At 62.6% G+C, this 18,196-nt stretch carries 19 protein-coding genes; 4 read left to right on the top strand and 15 right to left on the bottom strand.

From position 1 onward, the window contains the following. Window positions 1-16: 16 nt before the first annotated feature. Together L0U83_RS24320 and L0U83_RS24325 are read right to left on the bottom strand one after the other, a co-directional pair. Window positions 17-799, bottom strand: coding sequence for a 3-hydroxybutyrate dehydrogenase (locus tag L0U83_RS24320; protein WP_233886741.1), 783 nt, complete (start codon window positions 797-799; stop codon window positions 17-19). A gap of 34 nt (window positions 800-833) precedes the next feature. Further along, window positions 834-1,631: an acetoacetate decarboxylase gene (locus tag L0U83_RS24325; RefSeq protein WP_233886742.1), complete on the bottom strand. Its 798-nt coding sequence runs from the start codon at window positions 1,629-1,631 to the stop codon at window positions 834-836. A 547-nt stretch (window positions 1,632-2,178) separates the two neighbouring features. Here L0U83_RS24325 and L0U83_RS24330 point away from each other — a divergent pair. Then, a complete protein-coding gene (locus L0U83_RS24330; RefSeq protein ID WP_233886743.1) occupies window positions 2,179-4,191 on the top strand; it encodes an ATP-binding response regulator in 2,013 nt (670 codons plus the stop codon). On the opposite strand, the gene L0U83_RS24335 is transcribed toward L0U83_RS24330, so the two are convergent. Continuing rightward, a complete protein-coding gene (locus tag L0U83_RS24335) occupies window positions 4,188-4,883 on the bottom strand; it encodes a response regulator (protein WP_233886744.1) in 696 nt (231 codons plus the stop codon). The two genes, L0U83_RS24330 and L0U83_RS24335, sit on opposite strands and share 4 nt — an antisense overlap. A 166-nt stretch (window positions 4,884-5,049) precedes the next feature. Between L0U83_RS24335 and L0U83_RS24340 the strand changes: the two genes are divergently transcribed. After that, entirely contained in the window at window positions 5,050-5,496 is a 447-nt protein-coding gene (locus L0U83_RS24340) for a hypothetical protein (RefSeq protein WP_233886745.1), read from the top strand. Window positions 5,497-5,548: 52 nt separating this feature from the next. Then, window positions 5,549-5,932: a hypothetical protein gene (locus tag L0U83_RS24345; RefSeq protein ID WP_233886746.1), complete on the top strand. Its 384-nt coding sequence runs from the start codon at window positions 5,549-5,551 to the stop codon at window positions 5,930-5,932. 172 nt (window positions 5,933-6,104) lie between these two features. Here the strand turns inward: L0U83_RS24345 and L0U83_RS24350 are convergent, their stop codons facing one another. The 12 genes from L0U83_RS24350 to L0U83_RS24405 all read right to left on the bottom strand — a co-directional run bounded on the left by L0U83_RS24350 (window position 6,105) and on the right by L0U83_RS24405 (window position 16,773). After that, on the bottom strand, window positions 6,105-7,016 hold the full coding sequence (locus L0U83_RS24350) for a LysR family transcriptional regulator (protein WP_233886747.1): 912 nt from the start codon (window positions 7,014-7,016) through the stop codon (window positions 6,105-6,107). Between the two features lie 60 nt (window positions 7,017-7,076). After that, window positions 7,077-7,865, bottom strand: coding sequence for an enoyl-CoA hydratase/isomerase family protein (locus L0U83_RS24355; RefSeq protein ID WP_233886748.1), 789 nt, complete (start codon window positions 7,863-7,865; stop codon window positions 7,077-7,079). A 30-nt stretch (window positions 7,866-7,895) separates the two neighbouring features. Then, the gene (locus tag L0U83_RS24360) at window positions 7,896-8,789 is read right to left on the bottom strand and encodes an alpha/beta hydrolase (protein ID WP_233886749.1); all 894 of its coding nucleotides are present in this window, start codon (window positions 8,787-8,789) and stop codon (window positions 7,896-7,898) included. 44 nt (window positions 8,790-8,833) lie between these two features. Beyond that, window positions 8,834-10,015 (bottom strand): alpha/beta fold hydrolase, encoded by a 1,182-nt coding sequence (locus L0U83_RS24365; protein ID WP_233886750.1) that lies wholly within the window; start codon window positions 10,013-10,015, stop codon window positions 8,834-8,836. Window positions 10,016-10,044: 29 nt separating this feature from the next. Beyond that, window positions 10,045-10,752, bottom strand: a complete 708-nt coding sequence (locus L0U83_RS24370) for a flavin reductase family protein (RefSeq protein WP_233886751.1) — start codon at window positions 10,750-10,752, stop codon at window positions 10,045-10,047. Window positions 10,753-10,788: 36 nt separating this feature from the next. Further along, the gene (locus L0U83_RS24375) at window positions 10,789-11,241 is read right to left on the bottom strand and encodes a MaoC family dehydratase (protein ID WP_233887861.1); all 453 of its coding nucleotides are present in this window, start codon (window positions 11,239-11,241) and stop codon (window positions 10,789-10,791) included. Window positions 11,242-11,411: 170 nt separating this feature from the next. Continuing rightward, complete coding sequence (locus L0U83_RS24380; RefSeq protein WP_233886752.1) at window positions 11,412-12,359, bottom strand: D-2-hydroxyacid dehydrogenase family protein; 948 nt, start codon at window positions 12,357-12,359, stop codon at window positions 11,412-11,414. A 48-nt stretch (window positions 12,360-12,407) separates the two neighbouring features. Next, window positions 12,408-13,535, bottom strand: a complete 1,128-nt coding sequence (locus L0U83_RS24385) for an alkene reductase (protein WP_308445070.1) — start codon at window positions 13,533-13,535, stop codon at window positions 12,408-12,410. 23 nt (window positions 13,536-13,558) lie between these two features. Beyond that, a complete protein-coding gene (locus tag L0U83_RS24390; protein ID WP_233886754.1) occupies window positions 13,559-14,281 on the bottom strand; it encodes a hypothetical protein in 723 nt (240 codons plus the stop codon). 35 nt (window positions 14,282-14,316) lie between these two features. Further along, a complete protein-coding gene (locus L0U83_RS24395; RefSeq protein ID WP_233886755.1) occupies window positions 14,317-14,721 on the bottom strand; it encodes a nuclear transport factor 2 family protein in 405 nt (134 codons plus the stop codon). Between the two features lie 13 nt (window positions 14,722-14,734). Further along, entirely contained in the window at window positions 14,735-15,496 is a 762-nt protein-coding gene (locus tag L0U83_RS24400) for an SDR family oxidoreductase (RefSeq protein ID WP_233886756.1), read from the bottom strand. Window positions 15,497-15,765: 269 nt separating this feature from the next. Then, window positions 15,766-16,773, bottom strand: coding sequence for a LysR family transcriptional regulator (locus L0U83_RS24405; RefSeq protein ID WP_233886757.1), 1,008 nt, complete (start codon window positions 16,771-16,773; stop codon window positions 15,766-15,768). Window positions 16,774-16,946: 173 nt separating this feature from the next. On the opposite strand from L0U83_RS24405, the gene L0U83_RS24410 reads away from it, so the two are divergent. Continuing rightward, window positions 16,947-17,603, top strand: a complete 657-nt coding sequence (locus L0U83_RS24410; RefSeq protein ID WP_233886758.1) for a glutathione S-transferase family protein — start codon at window positions 16,947-16,949, stop codon at window positions 17,601-17,603. Window positions 17,604-18,196 lie beyond the last annotated feature (593 nt).

Below are 18,196 nucleotides of genomic sequence, written 5' to 3' on the forward strand. Positions count from 1 at the left end.
TTCGTTTGTTTGTTGCTTAGTGCATCGACCAGCCGTGCGTGACGAGGACCGACTGGCCCGTCAACGCCGCCGACCCAAAGCCCGCGAGGAACGCGACCGTGTTGGCCACGTCGTCGAGCGAGGTGAACTCGCCGTCCACGGTGTCCTTGAGCATCACGTTCTTCACGACGTCGGCTTCCGAAATGCCGAGCGCTTTGGCCTGCTCCGGAATCTGCTTGTCGACGAGCGGCGTGCGCACGAAGCCCGGGCACACGACGTTGGCGCGCACGCCGCGCGGGCCGCCTTCCTTCGCCACCACGCGGGCAAGGCCGAGCAGACCGTGTTTCGCCGTCACATACGCAGCCTTGAGCTTCGATGCTTCGTGCGAGTGCACCGAGCCCATGTAGACGATCGAGCCGCCCTTGCCGCTGGCGTACATATGCTTGAGCGCGGCCTTGGTGGTGAGAAACGCGCCGTCGAGATGGATCGCGAGCATCTTCTTCCAGTCGGCGAACGGGAACTCGTCCACGGGGCTGATGATCTGGATGCCCGCGTTCGACACGAGCACATCGATCCCGCCGAAGACATTCGCCGCCTCGTCGATACCCGCATTGACGGCTTCCTCATTGGTCACATCCATCGCCACGGCAAGGGCCTTGCCGCCTGCGGCCACGATGCTGTCCGCCACTTTGCCAGCATTGGCGAGATTGAGGTCGGCGATCACGACTGCCGCACCCTGGCTCGCGAACGTGCGCGCGCAATGTTCGCCAATGCCGCTCGCGGCGCCCGTGATGACTGCAACCTTACCTTTCAAAGACATACGTATTCCTTACTAAAAGCGATTTATAAAAAGCTCAGGCGATCTCGGCTTCGGGCTCGCCCAAGGCGGCGTCACGGATCGATGCGTCGGCGAGATAGTCGAAGGCGACTTCACCGATGTCGAGCGTGAGGTCCGCAATGACGTGACGGGCACCCACCACGCGACGCACCGGCAGATCGGCGACGGGCGCGAGCGCGTGCGGATGCAATTCGATCGCGGCCGGGCCGCTCCATGCGCCGCGCACGGTCACGTCGCGCAGATAGAAGCGCACAAGCTCGCAGATGCGCGCTGTGCCGTCCACGTGCGGGATGATCTTGAGAAGATAGTTGGGAGTGTCGGCGAGCTTGCGGCGCTCGTCTTCGCTGTTGAGCACGTGATGCTTGTAGCCCATCGTGCCGGTAGCGATGCGCTGTGTGCCATAGTCGAGCGTGCCGAGCAGCGTGTCGTTGCCATCGACCGAGAGCACGGGGCGTGCGAGTTTCTTCGGGAAGCCCCAGATTTCACGTCCACCAGCGATCGGGCCTTCGTCGTCGAGATACATTGAATGCGTGTAGTTCGCGAGGCGGCCTTGCGGATCGCGCACTGAGACCACCTGGCCGCTTTCGGTGTAGTCGCCGAAACCCGACGAGTCGGGCATGCGGATGAATTCGTAGTGGACGAGATTGTTTTCCGGCTTCAACGGCTCCGGCACGATGGCGCGCAGCGCATCGGGATCGGTTTCGTACGTGATGATGAAATATTCGCGATTGACGAAGCGAAACGGCGGCCGCGGATACGCGGGGTTATGCATGGGCATCGCGAAAGCATCGCGGCGAATTCTTGCCAGATCCATACTGTTCTCCAGGCCAGGTTGCGTGAAAACGTCGCAACAGATGGTAAGGGGAAACCATGACATCAACGCATTGATGGCAATAAAACACCGTTGCAATTTCGTTAAATAAAAAGGGAATTGAAAGTTTATTGACGGTAATCAGGTCATTTTTAGATGGTCAGGCGCATCAATTTTTACAGCTTAATCATGGCACTACGCTCTTTGGCCTGGAAACGTATGAGGAATGCTGCCCAAAACAGGAAATAGATTGATGCGTGGATCGGGAGAGGAAGGCGGCCACCATGCACAGTGAATGAACGACTCGGCTTCGATCGCTGTTGCGCAGGAAGAAGAGGCGCCGGCGCTCGTCGGTTGATCACAAACGAGCGATCGTATTCGCGGCCTGCCTGCTCAAATCCATCGCGCATCAAAGCGCGTTCGCGGCCCCAACTGGGACGCGACACTTTATGAGTGAGCGAGATAGTGACCGACTAGAATGGATTTGCATGCCTAAGCACAAGACGTGCTTCCTGCTTCGCGAGCCCTGCGAACATACCGGCGAGATGCGATGAGCATATTCAGGTTTCAATCGGCGACGGAATCGGCGTTCCTCAAACGATCGCATGCGCCCAGTGCGGTGCGCGCATGGCTGGTGGACATGCTTTGCTGGCCGGCTCGATTCGAGGATGCGCAGGCCGAACGGGAATTTACGGAGGATTATGGCCGGCGTTTTGCCGACTTCCGCCGCGCGGCGTTAGTGCTTGGAACCCTGATCTGGGTGTGTTTTGGCTTTTGGGAAATCAGTCTTGCGCAGACCAGTCCCGTGTTCCGGCCGTACTTTCCAGAGGTATTCGCGTTCCGTTGCGCGGGTGCGCTAGGCGCGACCGTTGGCATCGTGCTAGCCTTCAAACTCGAATTTCATCGCGACAAGGTCGCACACTGGATCCTGCTGTCGGGGCTGGCGTTCATGTGTTTCTGCCTGTTGATGCAAACGGTCCTCGCGCCACGCCCGTTCAATTTCACCCATTTCTTCGTCGGCTTCTATCTAATTCTTTTCTATCTGTTCGGCTTTCTTCGCCTGCGGGCCAAGGCGACACTGATGCTCACCGTGTGCGTGATCGCCGTGATCGTGATGGCGCAACTGGTCACTCAGGCGGTCGAGCCAGACAACTTCGCGGCGGGCATGTTCTACCTTTTGAACGTCGCCGTCTTAGGGCACAGCGTCAACGTGAACGCCGAGCGGCATGTGCGCGACCGCTATGTCGCCGTCCAGGCACTTGCCCATAGCAACGATGCGCTGCAAAGCGCCAATGCCGAACTCGCGCAAAAACACCATGATCTCGAGCGCGCACGACGCGACCAGCAGACCAAGTCGGAAGCCCTGATCGCGTTGCGCGAGCAGCAGCGCGAAGCCGCCGAACAAGCGAGCCGGGCGAAATCGCGCTTTCTGGCGGCAGCCGCGCATGATCTGCGCCAACCCATGCATGCGCTCAACCTCTTTCTTGCCGCGGCTGACGAAGCGCTGGATGCGCGCGACATCGAAGCATCGAGCAAGCTGATCGGCGAGGCCCGCAAAGCGTCGGTATTGACGGCGCGTCTCTTCAACGCGGTGCTCGACCTGTCGAAGCTCGAATCGGGCCACGTCAACCCGATCTATACGAGCGTCGACTTGAGCCGCGTGACCGAGGAGACGGTCGCACAACTCGCGTCGTTCGCGGCGAGTCGCGGCGTTGTGCTGCGCTATGCCAAGGCGCTGCAAAGACCCGCATGGGTGCGCACCGACGCCGACTGGATTCCCCGCGTGTTGAGCAACCTCATCGCGAACGGCATCAAATATTCGGATCCATCGAAAGCAGGGCGTTCCACGGTGCTCGTTGGATTGGTACGTATGCCTAACTACGTCAGACTCGACGTGCTCGACAACGGCATTGGCATCGCGCCGGAGCATTGGGACACGATCTTCCAGCCGTTCGTGCAGCTCGGAAACCCGGAGCGGGACCGCGAGAAAGGGCTTGGACTCGGTTTGTCGATCGTGAATGCGGTGGTGTCCTTGCTCGAGGGACACCGTCTCGAACTGAAGTCGATCGAAGGACACGGATCGCGCTTCTCGGTGCGCATGCCGGTGGCGGATCAATTTGCGCTGCCCGACGCCACGTTGCCGCCCGCTGATGCGGCATCGTCGCCGTCACCGTCGTCGCTGCGCGGTCTCTACGTGTTGCTGGTGGAAGACGACAGCCTGGTCCGCGCGTCGATGGAGGCGCTGTTCGCGCGGTGGGGTGTGTTGTCGGATTCGGTTCGCTCTGCGGCCGAACTCGACGACCTGCTGCAGTCGATCGAGCGTGTGCCGGACCTCGTCATCAGCGACTACCGGCTCCCGGAGATGTCGACGGCACACGACGTCATCCGTCTGCTTGGCGAGCATTTTGCGCGGCCCGTGCCGTGCCTCGTGGTGACGGGCGAAGCCGTGGCAAGCACGCAGGGTGTGTTGCCGGAGCGCTGCGTGCTCAGCAAGCCGTTGTCTCCCGACCTGCTGATCGCGCGCATGCTCGAATTGACGGAGGCATCGCCCCGGGCGAGTTAGGCCGTGGGGGCGTGCGCGACGGTGGGAATCTCTATGCCGCGGCGCGCCATTTCGACGATCAGGAACGTGCGCCGCGAGACGTTGAAGCGGCTCAGCAAATCGCTGATGTATTCCTTCGCGGTGTTCTCCGAGATATTCATCTTGCGCGCGATGGCCTTGTTCGACATGCCCTGAAGCAGAAAACCCAAGGTTTGCGCGAGGCGCGGCGGCAGATTCAGCGAGTCGATCGGGACGCCCTTGCTCAAGCCCGGGGACTGCGGAGTATGGCCGCCTTTGCCGAGCACGCTGTTGGGCAGATAAACCCGTCCATTCAGGATCGTCTGCAGGGCTTCCCGGAACACCGCACCGCCTTCCTCGCTGGCCTTCGAAATGAAGCCGCCAGCGCCATTCTTGATGCAATCCAGCACGGTTTCGCGGTCGTCCTGCGCGGACAGCATCACCACATGCGCAGCACGCTCGTTTTCCTGCAGCCAGCGCAGCAGGTCGAGCCCGGTGTGATTGTTCCCGATCTGGTAGTCGAGAAAAACGAGGTCGTAAGCCTTGTTCTGCAGCCGCTCGACAGCGGCGTCGTACGAACCGGCCTCGTCGATATCGAGCGTCGGTTCCGAGGTCAGAATCAGGCTCTTCATCGCGATACGCGTCAAGCCCTCGTCTTCTACGAGCAGTACGTGGCGGAAATACAGGTTGTCCATCGGGGCCTCTCCAGTCGGGACCACTGTACCCGCAATTCATCAGGTTGCGATCCCCCCATTGCGGGGGACGCTTCCGGGGCCACCTTCTGGAGGCGTTTTTCCCCCGTCATGGCCGGTTTTGCCAGAACTCCGGTACGAGCAGGATGGAGTCATTGCAGTTCGGACGATGAAGGACACCATCATGCATACGCCGCATCCCGACTTCAAAAGCTTGCTCAATATTTTCCGCTTCGCGCCGGATGACGAAACCCGCGCGCGCCCGTGCAAGCCGGAGCCGGAATCGGCAACGCCACCGGACGCAACGATCCTGCAGGAGCTGCTTCGGGCAAGGGCGCTGATGGTGCGCATCGAGTCGAGCGGCGTGAAATTCCCGGACCAGATCGACGACGTTCTCGTTCAGGCCTTGAGCGCTTATGACCAGAAGCGCTGGACTGAGCAGATCGACCGGAGTTTCTGCATCACGCTGAGTCTGCTGGAGTCCATCGCGCGCCACCGGCGTGGTGGCTCAACGGCGCGCAGCGTATGCACAGATGCGACCCTTGTTAATAACGACAAGCCTCGCCAGACCGTCATCATCAGCGAGCGCGGGAATGTACTCGATGGGAATTGGTGAACGATCAACGCATGGGCCGAATAAATAGTCTGGCTGACGAGGAGATCGCGCGATGCAAGACAATTCCATCGGGTACGGCGCACTGGATGAACGGCGCCTGCAATCCCTGCTTGCACAGGAAGGCGAAAGCCAGGTGGGAGGCCGGGGGGCAGGGCGCGAGAAAGCGATTCAGACAAAGACAGAGACAGAGACAGAACGGCGGCCTCACAGTCCCTACACTGTCCACAATCTCGACACCGCAATTACTCACCTCGAAAGCGCTATTGGCGCAGATAAAGCGATGGAGATTTTCGGTGCGAGCTATTGGCACGCTCGCGTGCTCGAACTCCGATCGACACCGGGCATTGTGTACGTCCAGGAGCGTCGGCTGCAGTGTTTGCTGGATCGGTTTGCGGCCAGCTCCGGGGGGCAGGAAATTGACTTGAATAATGTTTGAATCAGAAGAGCGGGGGATATCAAATCATTACGGGAAGCGTGAGAGACCACCAAAAAATTAGCGAAAGAAAAGTCAGGGATCCGGAACAAAAACAGGGATAGTTGGCGTTCGCCGTGCGGCACGCGTAGCGCGTCGCACGGCATTTATTTGCGTCGAGCATGCCGCGTGAATCTCACCGGCGCCGCAGAGACGCGTCGCGTTCGAACAACTCGACGAGCCAGTCGATGAACACTCGGACTTTCGCGCTCAGATAGCGGTTGGGCGGATAGATCACGTGCACGGGGTAGGTCGGCTGCGGCCAGTCTTCGAGCAGCGCCACGAGCTTTCCGGTGGCGATGGCGTCGCGCACCGAATAAGCGGGTGCCTGGATAATGCCGAGGCTCGCGAGGCCGGCTGCCAGATAGGTATTCGTATCGTTGACGATGAGCCGGTGTTTGAGCGGCAGGCCTTCTTTTCGATCGTCGTACAAAAACGGAAACGACGCGGGATAGCCGGCGCCCGAAGGGATCATGCCGATTGTCGGAAAGTCACTCAACTGGTCTGGCGAAGTGGGCGCGCCATGCGCGTCGAGCAACGCCGGTGTCGCGCAAGTGGTGAAGCCGAACGCGCCGATCTGCCGTGCGACAAGAAACGGTTCGTCGGCGTTGCCGGCGCGGATCGCGCAGTGAAAGCCCTCGGCAATCAGGTCGGCGCGCTCGTTGCCGACTTCCAGCTCGATCTCGATGTCCGGATAGGTGCGGTAGAAGTCATCGAGCGCCGGCATGAGCACCAGCGTGCCGATCGCGGTCGCGGCATCGACGCGGATCTTGCCGGACGGTTTGGTCCGGGCATGAGTCGTCGACGATTCGATGTCCGCGAGGTCGGCGAGCAGACGCACGACGCGGTCGTAGTAGAGCGCGCCTTCCGGCGTGACCGTCACCGAGCGCGTGGTGCGATGCAGCAGCCGCACCTTCAGCTCTTCCTCGAGTTTCTGGATGAGCCGTGTCAACGACGCGTTCGGCATGTCGAGCGTCTCGGCCGCTTTCGTGAACGTACCGGCCTCGACCACGCGCACGAACGCGTTCATCGCTGCGATGCGGTCCATGACAGGCGTCTCCGTGCGAAGGGACGACGTCATTAGACCGCACAATCGCGACCCCTGCTTTCAGACGCCCTTGAAGTCCATCGCTGGGCGTGGGCGGCCCGCGTTCAGCGCATCGACGGCGGAGCGCAGTCCGCGTTGCACGTCGTCGGTTTCGAACAGCGGCATCGCGATGTCGAACATCGCTTCGTCCGCGGCCGCAACGCCGCCAACGGCCCATGCGCGCAGCAGCGCCTTGTGTGCGGCATAGGCACGCGTGGGGCCGCGGGCGACCTTGCGCGCGAATTGGGCCGCTTCTTCCAGCAGAGCCGTGTCGGCCACCACGCGGTTCACGATGCCGAAGCGCTCCATCGTGGCGGCGGGCACCTTCTCGGACGTCAACGCCCACTCGGAAGCGCGCGAGCGCCCCGCGCGTTCCGCGACCCGGTAAATGCCGCCGAGCACCGTGACGATGCCGAGCGTTTGTTCGGGATGGCCGAAGGTCGCCGATTCGCCCGCGAAGATCACGTCCGCGCGCAGCGCGAGTTCAAAGCCGCCGCCGAAGCACAGACCCTGCACCGCGGCGACGACCGGCAGCGGCAGGCGCTCGAAGCGATTGAACACAGACATGTAGTGCCCAAAACGCGCTCGCAGTTCGCGCACGCTCGCATCGGGCCAATTCATGATGTCGCCGCCGAACGAGAAGTTTTCGCCAGCGCTGCGCACGAGCACCGCGCGTGCGTCGCTGCTCTCGATTGCCGTGACGGCCGCAGCGAGTTCGTCGATCATCCGGTCGTCGATGCGATTCTGCGGAGGGCGGTCGAGGACGATCGTCGCGAGTGCGTCGTCGAAGCTGACAGTCAGGTGTGCCATGGGGTGATCCTTGAAACGTGAGTGCGGAGGTTAGCCGAGGTGCTGCTTGAACCACTCGAGCGCGGCGTTGCTGGAAATCTGAAACTGCGACAGATACGGATCGAAGTGTCCGCCTTCGATCGTCACGAGCCGCTTGGGCTGAAGCGCACGTTCGTAGGCAGCCAGTTCGAGGTCCGTCAACGTGATCGCGTCGTGCGTGGCGACCACCATCAGCAAGGGCGTCGGCGAGACACGCGCGATCCACTGGCCCGGCTCGTACATGCGCGCGGCGCGCGTCGAGCGTACGGTCACGTTGTTTTCCCATACGCCTTCCGGCAGCGACTGCAGATAGAAGTCGATCGCGTCCCTGGCGCGATACGACGCGGCGACCGCAGGATCGGCACTCACGATCGCCTGCCGCCGCGGCGCCTCGCCGCGCAGTTGCGCGCGGTCGTCGTCGGCGAACGCTTCTTCGATCGCCGCGACGTTCTCCGGCGCAATGCGTCGCAGCCCCTGTTCGTAGCCGCTGATCGTCGGCACCTGGGCGACGACGCAGCGCAGGCGCCGCTCGGTTGCGCCCAGCACGATCGCGTGGCCACCCGCATAGCTCGTGCCCCAGAGGCCGATGCGCGCGGGATCGACGACGTCGAGGCTTTCGAGGTAGCTGATGGCGCGCCGCCAGTCCGCGATCTGACGCCACGGATCGATGTCGTGGCGGGGCGTGCCCTCGCTCGCGCCGAAGCCGCGATGATCGTGCAGCAGCACGACGAAGCCCGCTTCGGCGAAGGCGCGCGCGAACGGCTCGAGCCCGTGCTGCTTCACGCCGGCGTAGCCGTGCGCCATCGTGATGGCGGGTCGCCGTCCTTCGCCGGGCGGCGTAAAGAGCCAGCCGCGCAGCTTGACGCCGCCGTCCACTTCGAATTCAACATCGCTACGTTTGACCATTTCACTCTCCTGGAATTGGGATGATTGCGCGCGCATGCTACCGTTCACGCGCCGGGATAAAAGAGGCTCGCGTCGACGTTGCCTTGCAGGCGACGGCCGAGTTCTGCCGAGAATTTCAGCGCGCCGCCGAGCGGCCGATGATGGATCGCCACGTGGACGATCTTGCCCGCCGCGTTCTTTGTCAGCACCGTGACGCCACGCATGCGCTCGCCGCCGAATGCCTGAACTTCCCATTCGAGGTAGTCGCGCGGTCCGTTGTGTGCCTCATGCGTGAACGAGAGCGCCTCGTAGATCTTGCTGGCGGTGGTCATCACGGTCTTGACCTGTTCGATGCCGACGGCCGGCTTCGCGAGCACACTCGCTTCGAGCACGACGTCCAGTGCGAACGAATCCGCAAAAGCGTTCGCGGACTTCTGCTCGAACGCCCGGGTCCATCCTTGCGGCGCGACGGGCGTGGCCTGCACGTGCGCGCCGTTGGGCGCGTGCTCGATATTGGCGAGAAACGACTCGACGACGTGTGCAACCGCAGCCGGCTCCTCGACGTGCGGCCAGTGGCCCGCGCGCTCGATCGACGCGATGGAAGGCGCCTTGAAGCGCGGCATCACGCCCGAGGAGATCATAGCGAAGTTGACGAAGCCGTCGCCGTCGCCGCGGATGATGAGGACCGGGCCGCGATATCGGGAGGGTTCTGCGCCAGACGGATGGCCCGCGTTCCAGAGGTCGGCAAAGACACCGACGGCCGGGGCGGCGACGCGATCGCCGAGTTGGCCGAGCCGTTCGAGCCGCGCGTCATCGAGGCTGACCGAGACATTGCGGCGTAACTCGCGCTGCGCCGCCGGATTGCCGCCGACCGCATGGAACGCGCTCATGGCTTCGCTGGGCAATCCCGCGCCGCCCAGCGGCACCGGCGTCAACAGCACGAGGCCGCGGACCTGCTGGTCGAGCCGTTGCGCGACCAGCTCGGCAATCTGCGCGCCCATGCTGTGGCCAACGAGGACGACCGGCAGCGACAGCGCGTTCACCTGCGTCGTGACGTCCGCCGCGAAACGGTCGAGGCTGAACGGACCGGGTTCATCGGCGCGCGCGCCCATGCCGGGCAGATCGATGCACAGTGCGCCGGCCGCGCGGTGGCCGAGGTGCCGTGTGACGTCGTCCCATATCTGGGCGCCGTCGAGAAACCCGTGGATGAACACGAGCGCGGGCTGGGTCGAATGAGTCGGATGCATGCTTGTTTCTCTCTCTGGCGGTTCGAAGATCAGCGTGTCGCGCCGGATGCGGACCAGTTCGCGCCGTCGATGGGCGAGTAGCTGTCGTCAAAGTCGTCGAGACGCCCAATGCGCTTGTTTTGCAGGCGCGCGAGCACCTGCGGGTCGAGCGGCGTCGTGAACGCGCTCTGCACCACCGTGTATTCAGCAGCGAGGCGGCCGACTGCCTGCAGGGCGGCCGTGTCGATACGGCCACGCTCGAGGTAGAGGTCGTCGCGGATCTGGAAACGGAGCACTTCGCCGAATATCACGTGGTCGTAATCGCTGATCTCGATGATCCGGTCGAGCTTGCATTCGAGCGCGATTGGCGCGGCCTTCACGCGAGGCGGGCGGACCGTCAGCGAATCGGCCTTCTCGAGTCCGAGTGCGTCGAATTCGTCGACATCGGAAGGAAATTCATATGCACTGCGATGCATCGCATCGGCGAGTGCGAGGTTGGCGATATTGACGACAAACTCGCCGGTGTCCCGGATGTTGACGAAGGTGTCCTTCAACGTCACCCCGTCTGAGCGGGGTTGCATCGAGATGGAGATCATCGGCGGCTTGCGGCCCACTGCGGTGAAGAACGAAATCGGCGCGAGGTTGGCGACGCCGTCCGTGGAAAGCGTGCTGACCCAGGCGATGGCGCGAGGCAGGATCGAGCCGATCAGCAGCTTGTAGTTCTCAGCGGCATTCTGGGTGGAGGGGTCGATGATCATGACGAGTGTCCTTGAAAAGGTGTCAGGCGTTCAGCGTTATGCGGGGCGACGTGCGACGATCAGCCTGGCGGTCATGTTCTGCACGACCTGGCCTTGCTGATTGAGTGTTCTGGAGCGCAGCACCAGGGTGCCAAGATCGGTGCGCGAGCGTGAAGGGATCAGTTCCATCACTTCGCTTTCGACGTGCAGCACGTCGCCAGGGCGCGTCGGCGTCTTCCACTCGATCTCGCAGCCGGCGCCGAGCACACCGTTGGCCAGCTTCGGGCCATCGTCGACGAGCAGACGCATCGTCATCGCCGCCGTATGCCAGCCGCTCGCTGCGAGAGCGCCAAACATCGTTTTGCGGGCCGCTTCATCGTCGAGATGGAACGGCTGCGGATCGAACTCCGCGGCGAACCGCTTGATGTCGGCGGCGCCGACTTCATGCGTGCCTGTGGTGAAGGTGTCGCCGACCGTGAGGTCGTCGAAGTAGAGCGTCTCCTGACTCATGAACGTGTCCTTTTCAGGGAGCGGGTGCCAAGCTAGCCGGTAGAGCTTGCTTGCTGCCCCGCGGAACCTGAAGTTAATGTAGGCGACGTCCAGGAAGGGAGAAAGAGGGGTGCGCTGAAAGCGGCATTCCAATCCGGTCAATAATCGGCGCGGGTCGCCGCGGGGCTCGGTCAGGCCCCGTCAAGCCATTCAACGATATTGCGTACGGTATCGCCGTAGAAGGTCTGGTACATCTCGCGCGTCACGTAGCCGATATGCGGCGTGACGAGCACGTTGTCTGTGCTGCGCAACGGGTCGTTCGGCGCGAGCGGTTCCGTGTCGTACACGTCGAGGGCGGCGCCTGCGATCTTGCTGCTCTGCACCGCCGCGAGGAGCGCTGCGATGTCGACGATCGGCCCGCGCGACGTATTGACGATGCGGCTCGTGGGCTTCATTTTCGCGAGTTCCGCCGCGCCGACCAGACCGCGCGTGCGCTCGCTCAGGCGAACGTGGATCGAGAGAAAATCCGAGGTCGAGAAGAGTGTGTCCTTGTCGACCAGTTGGACGCCTTTCGACTCCGCGCGCTCGGCCGTCAGGTTCTGGCTCCACGCAATCACGTTCATCCTGAACGCGCGGCCGATCACGCCGACCGCCGAACCGACACGGCCCAGCCCCAGCAGGCCAAGGGTCTTGCCCGATAGTTCCGTGCCGAGCATGGTTTGCCAGCCGCCCTCGCGCACCGACCGGTTCTCGACGGTCAGATTGCGGGCCATGGCCAGAATCATCGCCCACGTGAATTCGATGGTGTGGGTGGACCAGTATCCGGTGTCGGCGACCTTGACGCCGTGATCCGCCGCCGCGTCCATGTCGATCGAGGCGTTGCCCGGGCCCGTCGAGGCGATCAGCTTGAGATTGGGCAGATGCTCGATAATCTCGCGCGTGAGCGGTGTGCGCTCGCGCATCACGCATAGCACGTCGAACGGTTTGAAGCGTTCGATGACCTGCTCGGTTTGTGCGACGTGGTCGTTGAAAACGGTGATATCCGCGCGACCTTTCAACGGCGACCAGTCCGCCATCTCGAGCGCGACGTTCTGATAATCGTCGAGGATGGCGATACGGACAGCGGATGGACTGGACATGAGTGTGACCTCCTGCAGCGATGATTTGGCCGGCGTAGGGTTGACGCGCTATGCCTCCTGGGCCTCGAAAACCGGATAGTCGGTGTATCCCTCGGCCGTCGATCCGTAAACGCTAGGCCAGTCGACCTGCGCAAGCGGTGCGCCAGTGGCGAGACGTGCCGGCAGATCCGGATTGGCAATGAACGGGCGGCCGAAGGCGACCATATCAACCAGTCCGGCTTCGATCAGCCGATTGGCGCGCGCCGAGTCGATATTCACGTTGCCAATGATAGGCCCGCGGTAGAGGTCGCGGAAATGCCGGAACATGCCGTCGCCGGCCATGTCGGCGAGCGGGGTGGCCGACAGGTCGGCCATGGCGCCCATCAAAAGCAGATGGGAAAGAGCGAAATCGTTGAGCCGGCCGATGACATATTCGGAGGTGGCCAGGGTTTCGTCAGTGGAAACGAACGCGCCCGTTTCGGATGTGGCGGGCCCCGTCTTGATTCCGGTTCGGTGCGCCCCGACCGCTTCGACCACCGTTTCCAGAACCTCGAACAGGAAGCGCGCGCGGTTCTCGGTCGACCCGCCGTATTCATCGTTACGCAGATTGGTGCGAACGCTGAGAAACTGGTTGAACAGGTAGTGGAAACCGCCCTGGATCTGCACGCCGTCGAAACCGGCCGCGATCGCGTTGCGCGCTGCCCGGCCGAAATCGGCGACCGTGCGGCGGATTTCGTCTCGATTCATGGCGCGCGGCACGACGGTGTTCTTGTGGCCGCTTGCGGTCACGCTCTGCTGCTCTGGGTTGACCGCTGAAGCGGAGAGGGGCGCGTTGCCAGCCTGGAAATCCGGGTGCCCGAGCGAGCCGGTGTGCCACAGTTGCGCGACGATCCGGCCGCCCGCGCGATGCACGGCGTCCGTCACCACGCTCCAGCCGCGCATCTGGGCGTCGCTCCACAGGCCCGGCACGTCGGCCCAGCCAACCGCCTCGGGGCTCACGAAAACGCCTTCGCTGATGATGAGTCCCGCCGAGGCGCGCTGCGCGTAGTACTCCGCATGCAGTCGGGTCGGAGCGAGATCGGGGTTCGCCGCGCGCATGCGCGTGAGCGGCGCCATGACGATGCGGTTGGGCAATTCAAGCTCACCCATGAGTATCGGCCAGAGCAGCGCCTGGTTGCTGTCGCTTTGCATGGTCATTCCGGAGAGGTTGAAGCGCTCGATTACTCGGAGCGGAACTCGATCGCGCGAAAGTCGATCGACACGAGCAATGGCTCGCCGATCTTCTGCCTCGCCTCGTCGTAGGCAAAGACGCGTCTCGACATTGGCACCATCACACCGTTCACGCTCTGGTAGTCCGAGGCGTAGTTGGCGCCTTTCGCGCCGCCCATCACATCGACGGTATAGTCGTGGCGGCGCAGCAGACCATCCTCGCCGAAGTAAGAGATCTGCTCGCGGGTATGGCTTGCAATCGAATCGGGAAACGTGGCCCTGAGTCGTCGCCAGATTTCGCCGTTCTCCTCCCATTCAGGCAGTTCTTCCGTATGGAAGCCCGGGTACGTATAGAGAAACGGGATCGTCAGATAGGTCCAGAGCGCGTAGCCGGTAAAGTACAGCGCATGCAGACGATCCCATGAGGTGTCCTGAGCATGACCTCGATAAAAGTCTCGCGGTGTGCGCCGCTCTTCGGCGGCGTGACCCTCGAGCGACTCGATGCGCACGGCATCCGGCGTGAACGTGCCCTGCCAGCCGGACTGTGGTGAGACGATCGAGACGTGCTGGCGTGTCAGGCTGGCCACCAGTGCGATATCGCGGAACATATCGGGCCGGCCTTTGAGGTGCCATATGGCGCCGCCGATATCGAGGGTAGCCGAAGCAGTGCGCAGCTTGTTCCAGTTGTCGAGTCCACCGTGCGCCTCTACGGCGCGGTCGAGCAAAGTACTCATTGCTTTATCCTTGTTTGCAACGGTCGCCGCGAGCGTCATTGCTCGTCCGGGAATGTGCTGCCGAACATCGGGTAGCCGCCGGCGGATTCGCTGCGCTTCGGCTCGTCCTGCAGAACGTCCCAATGCTCGACGAGCTTGCCATCCTCGATGCGCAGGATATCTACGGCGATCAAAGCGGCGGGCGTGGCCGAACTGGTGTAGCGACTGTGCACCCAGACGAAGTCGTCTTTGGCGATCACCATGTCGTACTCGAAACGAATATCGCTTAACGAGCGCACCAGCCCAAAAAGCCCGTCGCGCCCGGCCGGTACGTGCCGGCTGTGCTGCACGTAGGTATCGGACCAGAACTGCGCGGCCTTCTCGTAGTCTTTCCTGTTGAACAACGTCTCCAGCGCTTCGAGAACGAGCGCCGTGTTCTTCTCTTCAGATGCGGTGGTCATGGTCAGGCTCCTCTCATTCAGCAGGAATCGGGTTGTCGACGACGAACTGGTTGAACTGTTCGACGAAGGCGTGCTCGTTGGGGCCCGCGTTACCGCGCATCGGTTTCGCTGCATCGACCACGACCTCGGTGGTCGCGGATTCAAGCAGTTTCAGCGTTTCGGTGATGAATGCGTCGAGCGGCATGGCGCGCGGGTCGCCGCTCTTGTGAACGAGGTCCGTATCGACCCAGGGCGGCGCGATCTCGAGCACCTTCACGCTCGTATCACGCAGTGCGAAGCGTTGCGAAAGCGTGTACGAATGAATCGCCGCCTTGGTCGCGGAGTACAGTGCCGTGGCTGCGAGTGGTACGTACGCGAGCACGGAACTGTTGTTGATGATGTACGACTCGGACTGTTGCTTCAGATGCTCGACGAAGGCGGCGCTGACGCGAACCGGCCCGAGCAGGTTGGTGTCGACGAGACGCACGGCCTGCTCGTCGTCGAGTGCGCCGCTGGCGTCGTCGAAAGGCATGATGCCGGCGTTGTTGATCACGACATTCAGCGACGGATAGCGCGCGATCAAATGTGCGGCGACTTCGCGAATCTGTGTGGCGTCGCCGATATTGAGTTCGACGGTATCGATGCCTGGATTGAGTCGGGCGATCTCGTCGAGCAGAGACTTGCGCCGCCCCGCGACGATGACCTTGTTGCCACGGCGATGGAGGGCTTCCGCCAGTGCGCGGCCGATGCCCGAGGTGCCGCCGGTGATGAATACGGTATTTCCACTGAGATTCATGACTGCGCTCCTGAACGTTATGAGTCGAAAAATTAGGATGGCGAATTAAATATCTGCGAGCCCCGCGAAAGTGGACGCCGCGATGCTTATGCGTGTCGTACCGGCGCCGCGCTTGCGTTGCGTCGGGACACCGGTGCGGTGATCACTCGCCAAACGAACAATGGTCAGATTGTGGTTGCTACCGTCGGCCCGATAAATCTCGTGTTCGGCTCAACAGTGTTATCGAAAAAGAGAACAAAGCGCGTTCTTTACATCTGATTATTTCCGGCTCAGCCGAGTGGCAGCGCTTCGTCCCCCGTAAGGTCGTCGCCATTGACGTCCTGGGTATCGACGCTCGTCGGGCGGCACCGCGCTTCGGCTTCCGGGGTGCTGGACATCGACGGGTTCGTGCTGAACAGCTCGGCGATCCAGTCGATGAACGCGCGCACGGTGGCGGAGAGATGCCGGCTGTGCGGATAAACAGCGGAAATGGGCAGCGTCGGAGGTTTCCACGCTGAAAGGATCTCGACCAGTGCGCCCGATTCGAGGTAGGGCAGCGCGATGAAGCGGGCGCCCTGGGCGATCCCCAGCCCGCACAGCGCGCCGCCCAGATAGGCCTCGGCGTCGTTGACGGCGATAGAGCCAGACATCTTCACCTCGGTCACCTCGCCGCCGTCGGCTTCGAACGCGAGGGGCATGATGCGGCCGGTGCGGGGCCAGTAGTAGTTCACCACACGGTGATTGGCCAGTTCGGCCAGTGTCTGCGGGATGCCCGCCTTGTCGAGATACGCCGGGCTGGCAACCGTGACGGCCTGATAGACACCGACGCGCCGCGCCACGAGCGACGAATCCTGCAAGGTGCCGATGCGAACCACGCAGTCAATGCCTTCCTGGACGAGATCGAGCGGCTTGTCGCCGAGGCCGAGCATCAGGTCGATCTCGGGATACCGCTCGTGAAAATCGCCCAGCGCGGGCATGACGATGAGGCGCCCGAGCGCGCCGGGCATGTCCACACGCAGCTTGCCGCGCGGGGAGCGCTGCTTGCCGAGGAAAGCGCCTTCGATGTCGTCGATCTCCGCGAGCACGCGCACGCACCGCTCGTAGTACGCCGCACCGTCCGGCGTGAGGTTGACGCTGCGGGTTGTGCGTTGCAGCAAGCGTGTTTTCAGGTGCGCTTCGAGGCTCTGGACGACCACGGTCACGCGTGCGCGCGGAATGTCCAGCGTCTCGGCCGCGCGCGTGAAGCTGTTCGTCTCCACCACACGGGCGAACACTTTCATGGCTAGCACGATATCCATGTCCCCACCTCGTCGGATCAGGGCGAGGCCAGCACGCCCAGCGCGAAGTCTAAACTGCCGCTGCTGACGGTGCCACAGGGCCGCCGCGGCGCTCCACGGCAACGGCGCCTCTCGCGCAAAGTCGCTAAACTCGGCTTTGCGCGCTGTCCAACGAGCACCGCTGGAGATTACCGATGAAGCTGGTGGGCCCATGGGTGTCCGGCTACACGCGCCGGGTGGGGATCACGCTGAAACTACTGCAGATCCCATTCGAGCATCTGCCTTATCACGCGTATCGGGAAACGGAACGCGTGAAAGCGTTCAGTCCGATGGCGCGGGTGCCTGCGCTGCAGCTCGACGACGGTCAGGTGCTCATCGACAGCAACGCGATCGTCGACTATCTGGACAGTATCGTGCCGGCCGACCAGCGACTGACGCCCGCGAGCGGCCCGGCGCGCGTGCGCGCGATGCAACTTGTCGGCTACGCCTCGGCCTGCTACGACAAGTTGGCACGCTATTGCGACGAGCTGATGCTGCGTCCCGAGGCTCACCGGCTGGCGCATCTGCAAGCGGGCTATCGGGAACAGATGGAGAGTGGCTTCCACGTGCTCGAAGCCGCGCACGCCGACCCGTGGTTCCTTGGGGCCCGCATCTCACAGGCAGACATCATGGCAGTCGTGGCTTTTCAGAGTGCCTCTGTGGTGATCCCTCGTGCCTTCGACAGCGAATCGTTCCCGCGATTGGCCGCGCTCGCGCAGCAAGCGATGCAATTCACCGCGTTTTCCTCGACGCTCCCGGACCTGGGGGATCTGCAAGCTTCGGGTCTCATTGGTGAGGATGACGGCATTTAGGGGGGCGTCTGCCGTACCCCGACTGGCCTCTAACCGGATCGCGGCACGGTCACGCTTGGGCATCGACTAGATCATCGGCGCGTTTGCCTGTGGACAGGGCCACAATCGCTGAACCACTGGGCCGTGAGAGGCGCCTCGGCGCCGGGCTGCAACCGGTATCGCCGTATGGCCGCCGGCCAGTTGTGCTGCGTGCTGATGCAAGCCTTCCACTTCGCTCAGGAGTGGCCGCATGCGTTCATAAAATGAACTGCCCATGGCGCTCAGTTCCACGCGATAGCCGCTCCGATCGAGCAAAACGAGTTCTGTTTGGCTTTCCGGTGGTGCCGCCGCTGCAAATACGGCAGGATGGGATCGATGAAATGGGCTCGCGGTAGCCTGGAAACTCGCAGCTTGCTTGACTGGAATCAGATGGCAATGTTTTCCTTTTCTAATCCATGCGAAATGTGTTGGATTACTAATCAATTTAGGACTGGTCCGATTGAGGAGCTTCCGCCTGTGCGCCGAGGATGAGATTTCACCGGTTGCAATGTCGCACCGGTTGTCTTCGTGGAGGTATGGAAAATGCCGGAACAGCAAATGCATAACGAGTGGGG

It is taken from the genome of Paraburkholderia flagellata (genome assembly GCF_021390645.1).
In the GTDB taxonomy this organism is placed as follows: domain Bacteria; phylum Pseudomonadota; class Gammaproteobacteria; order Burkholderiales; family Burkholderiaceae; genus Paraburkholderia; species Paraburkholderia flagellata.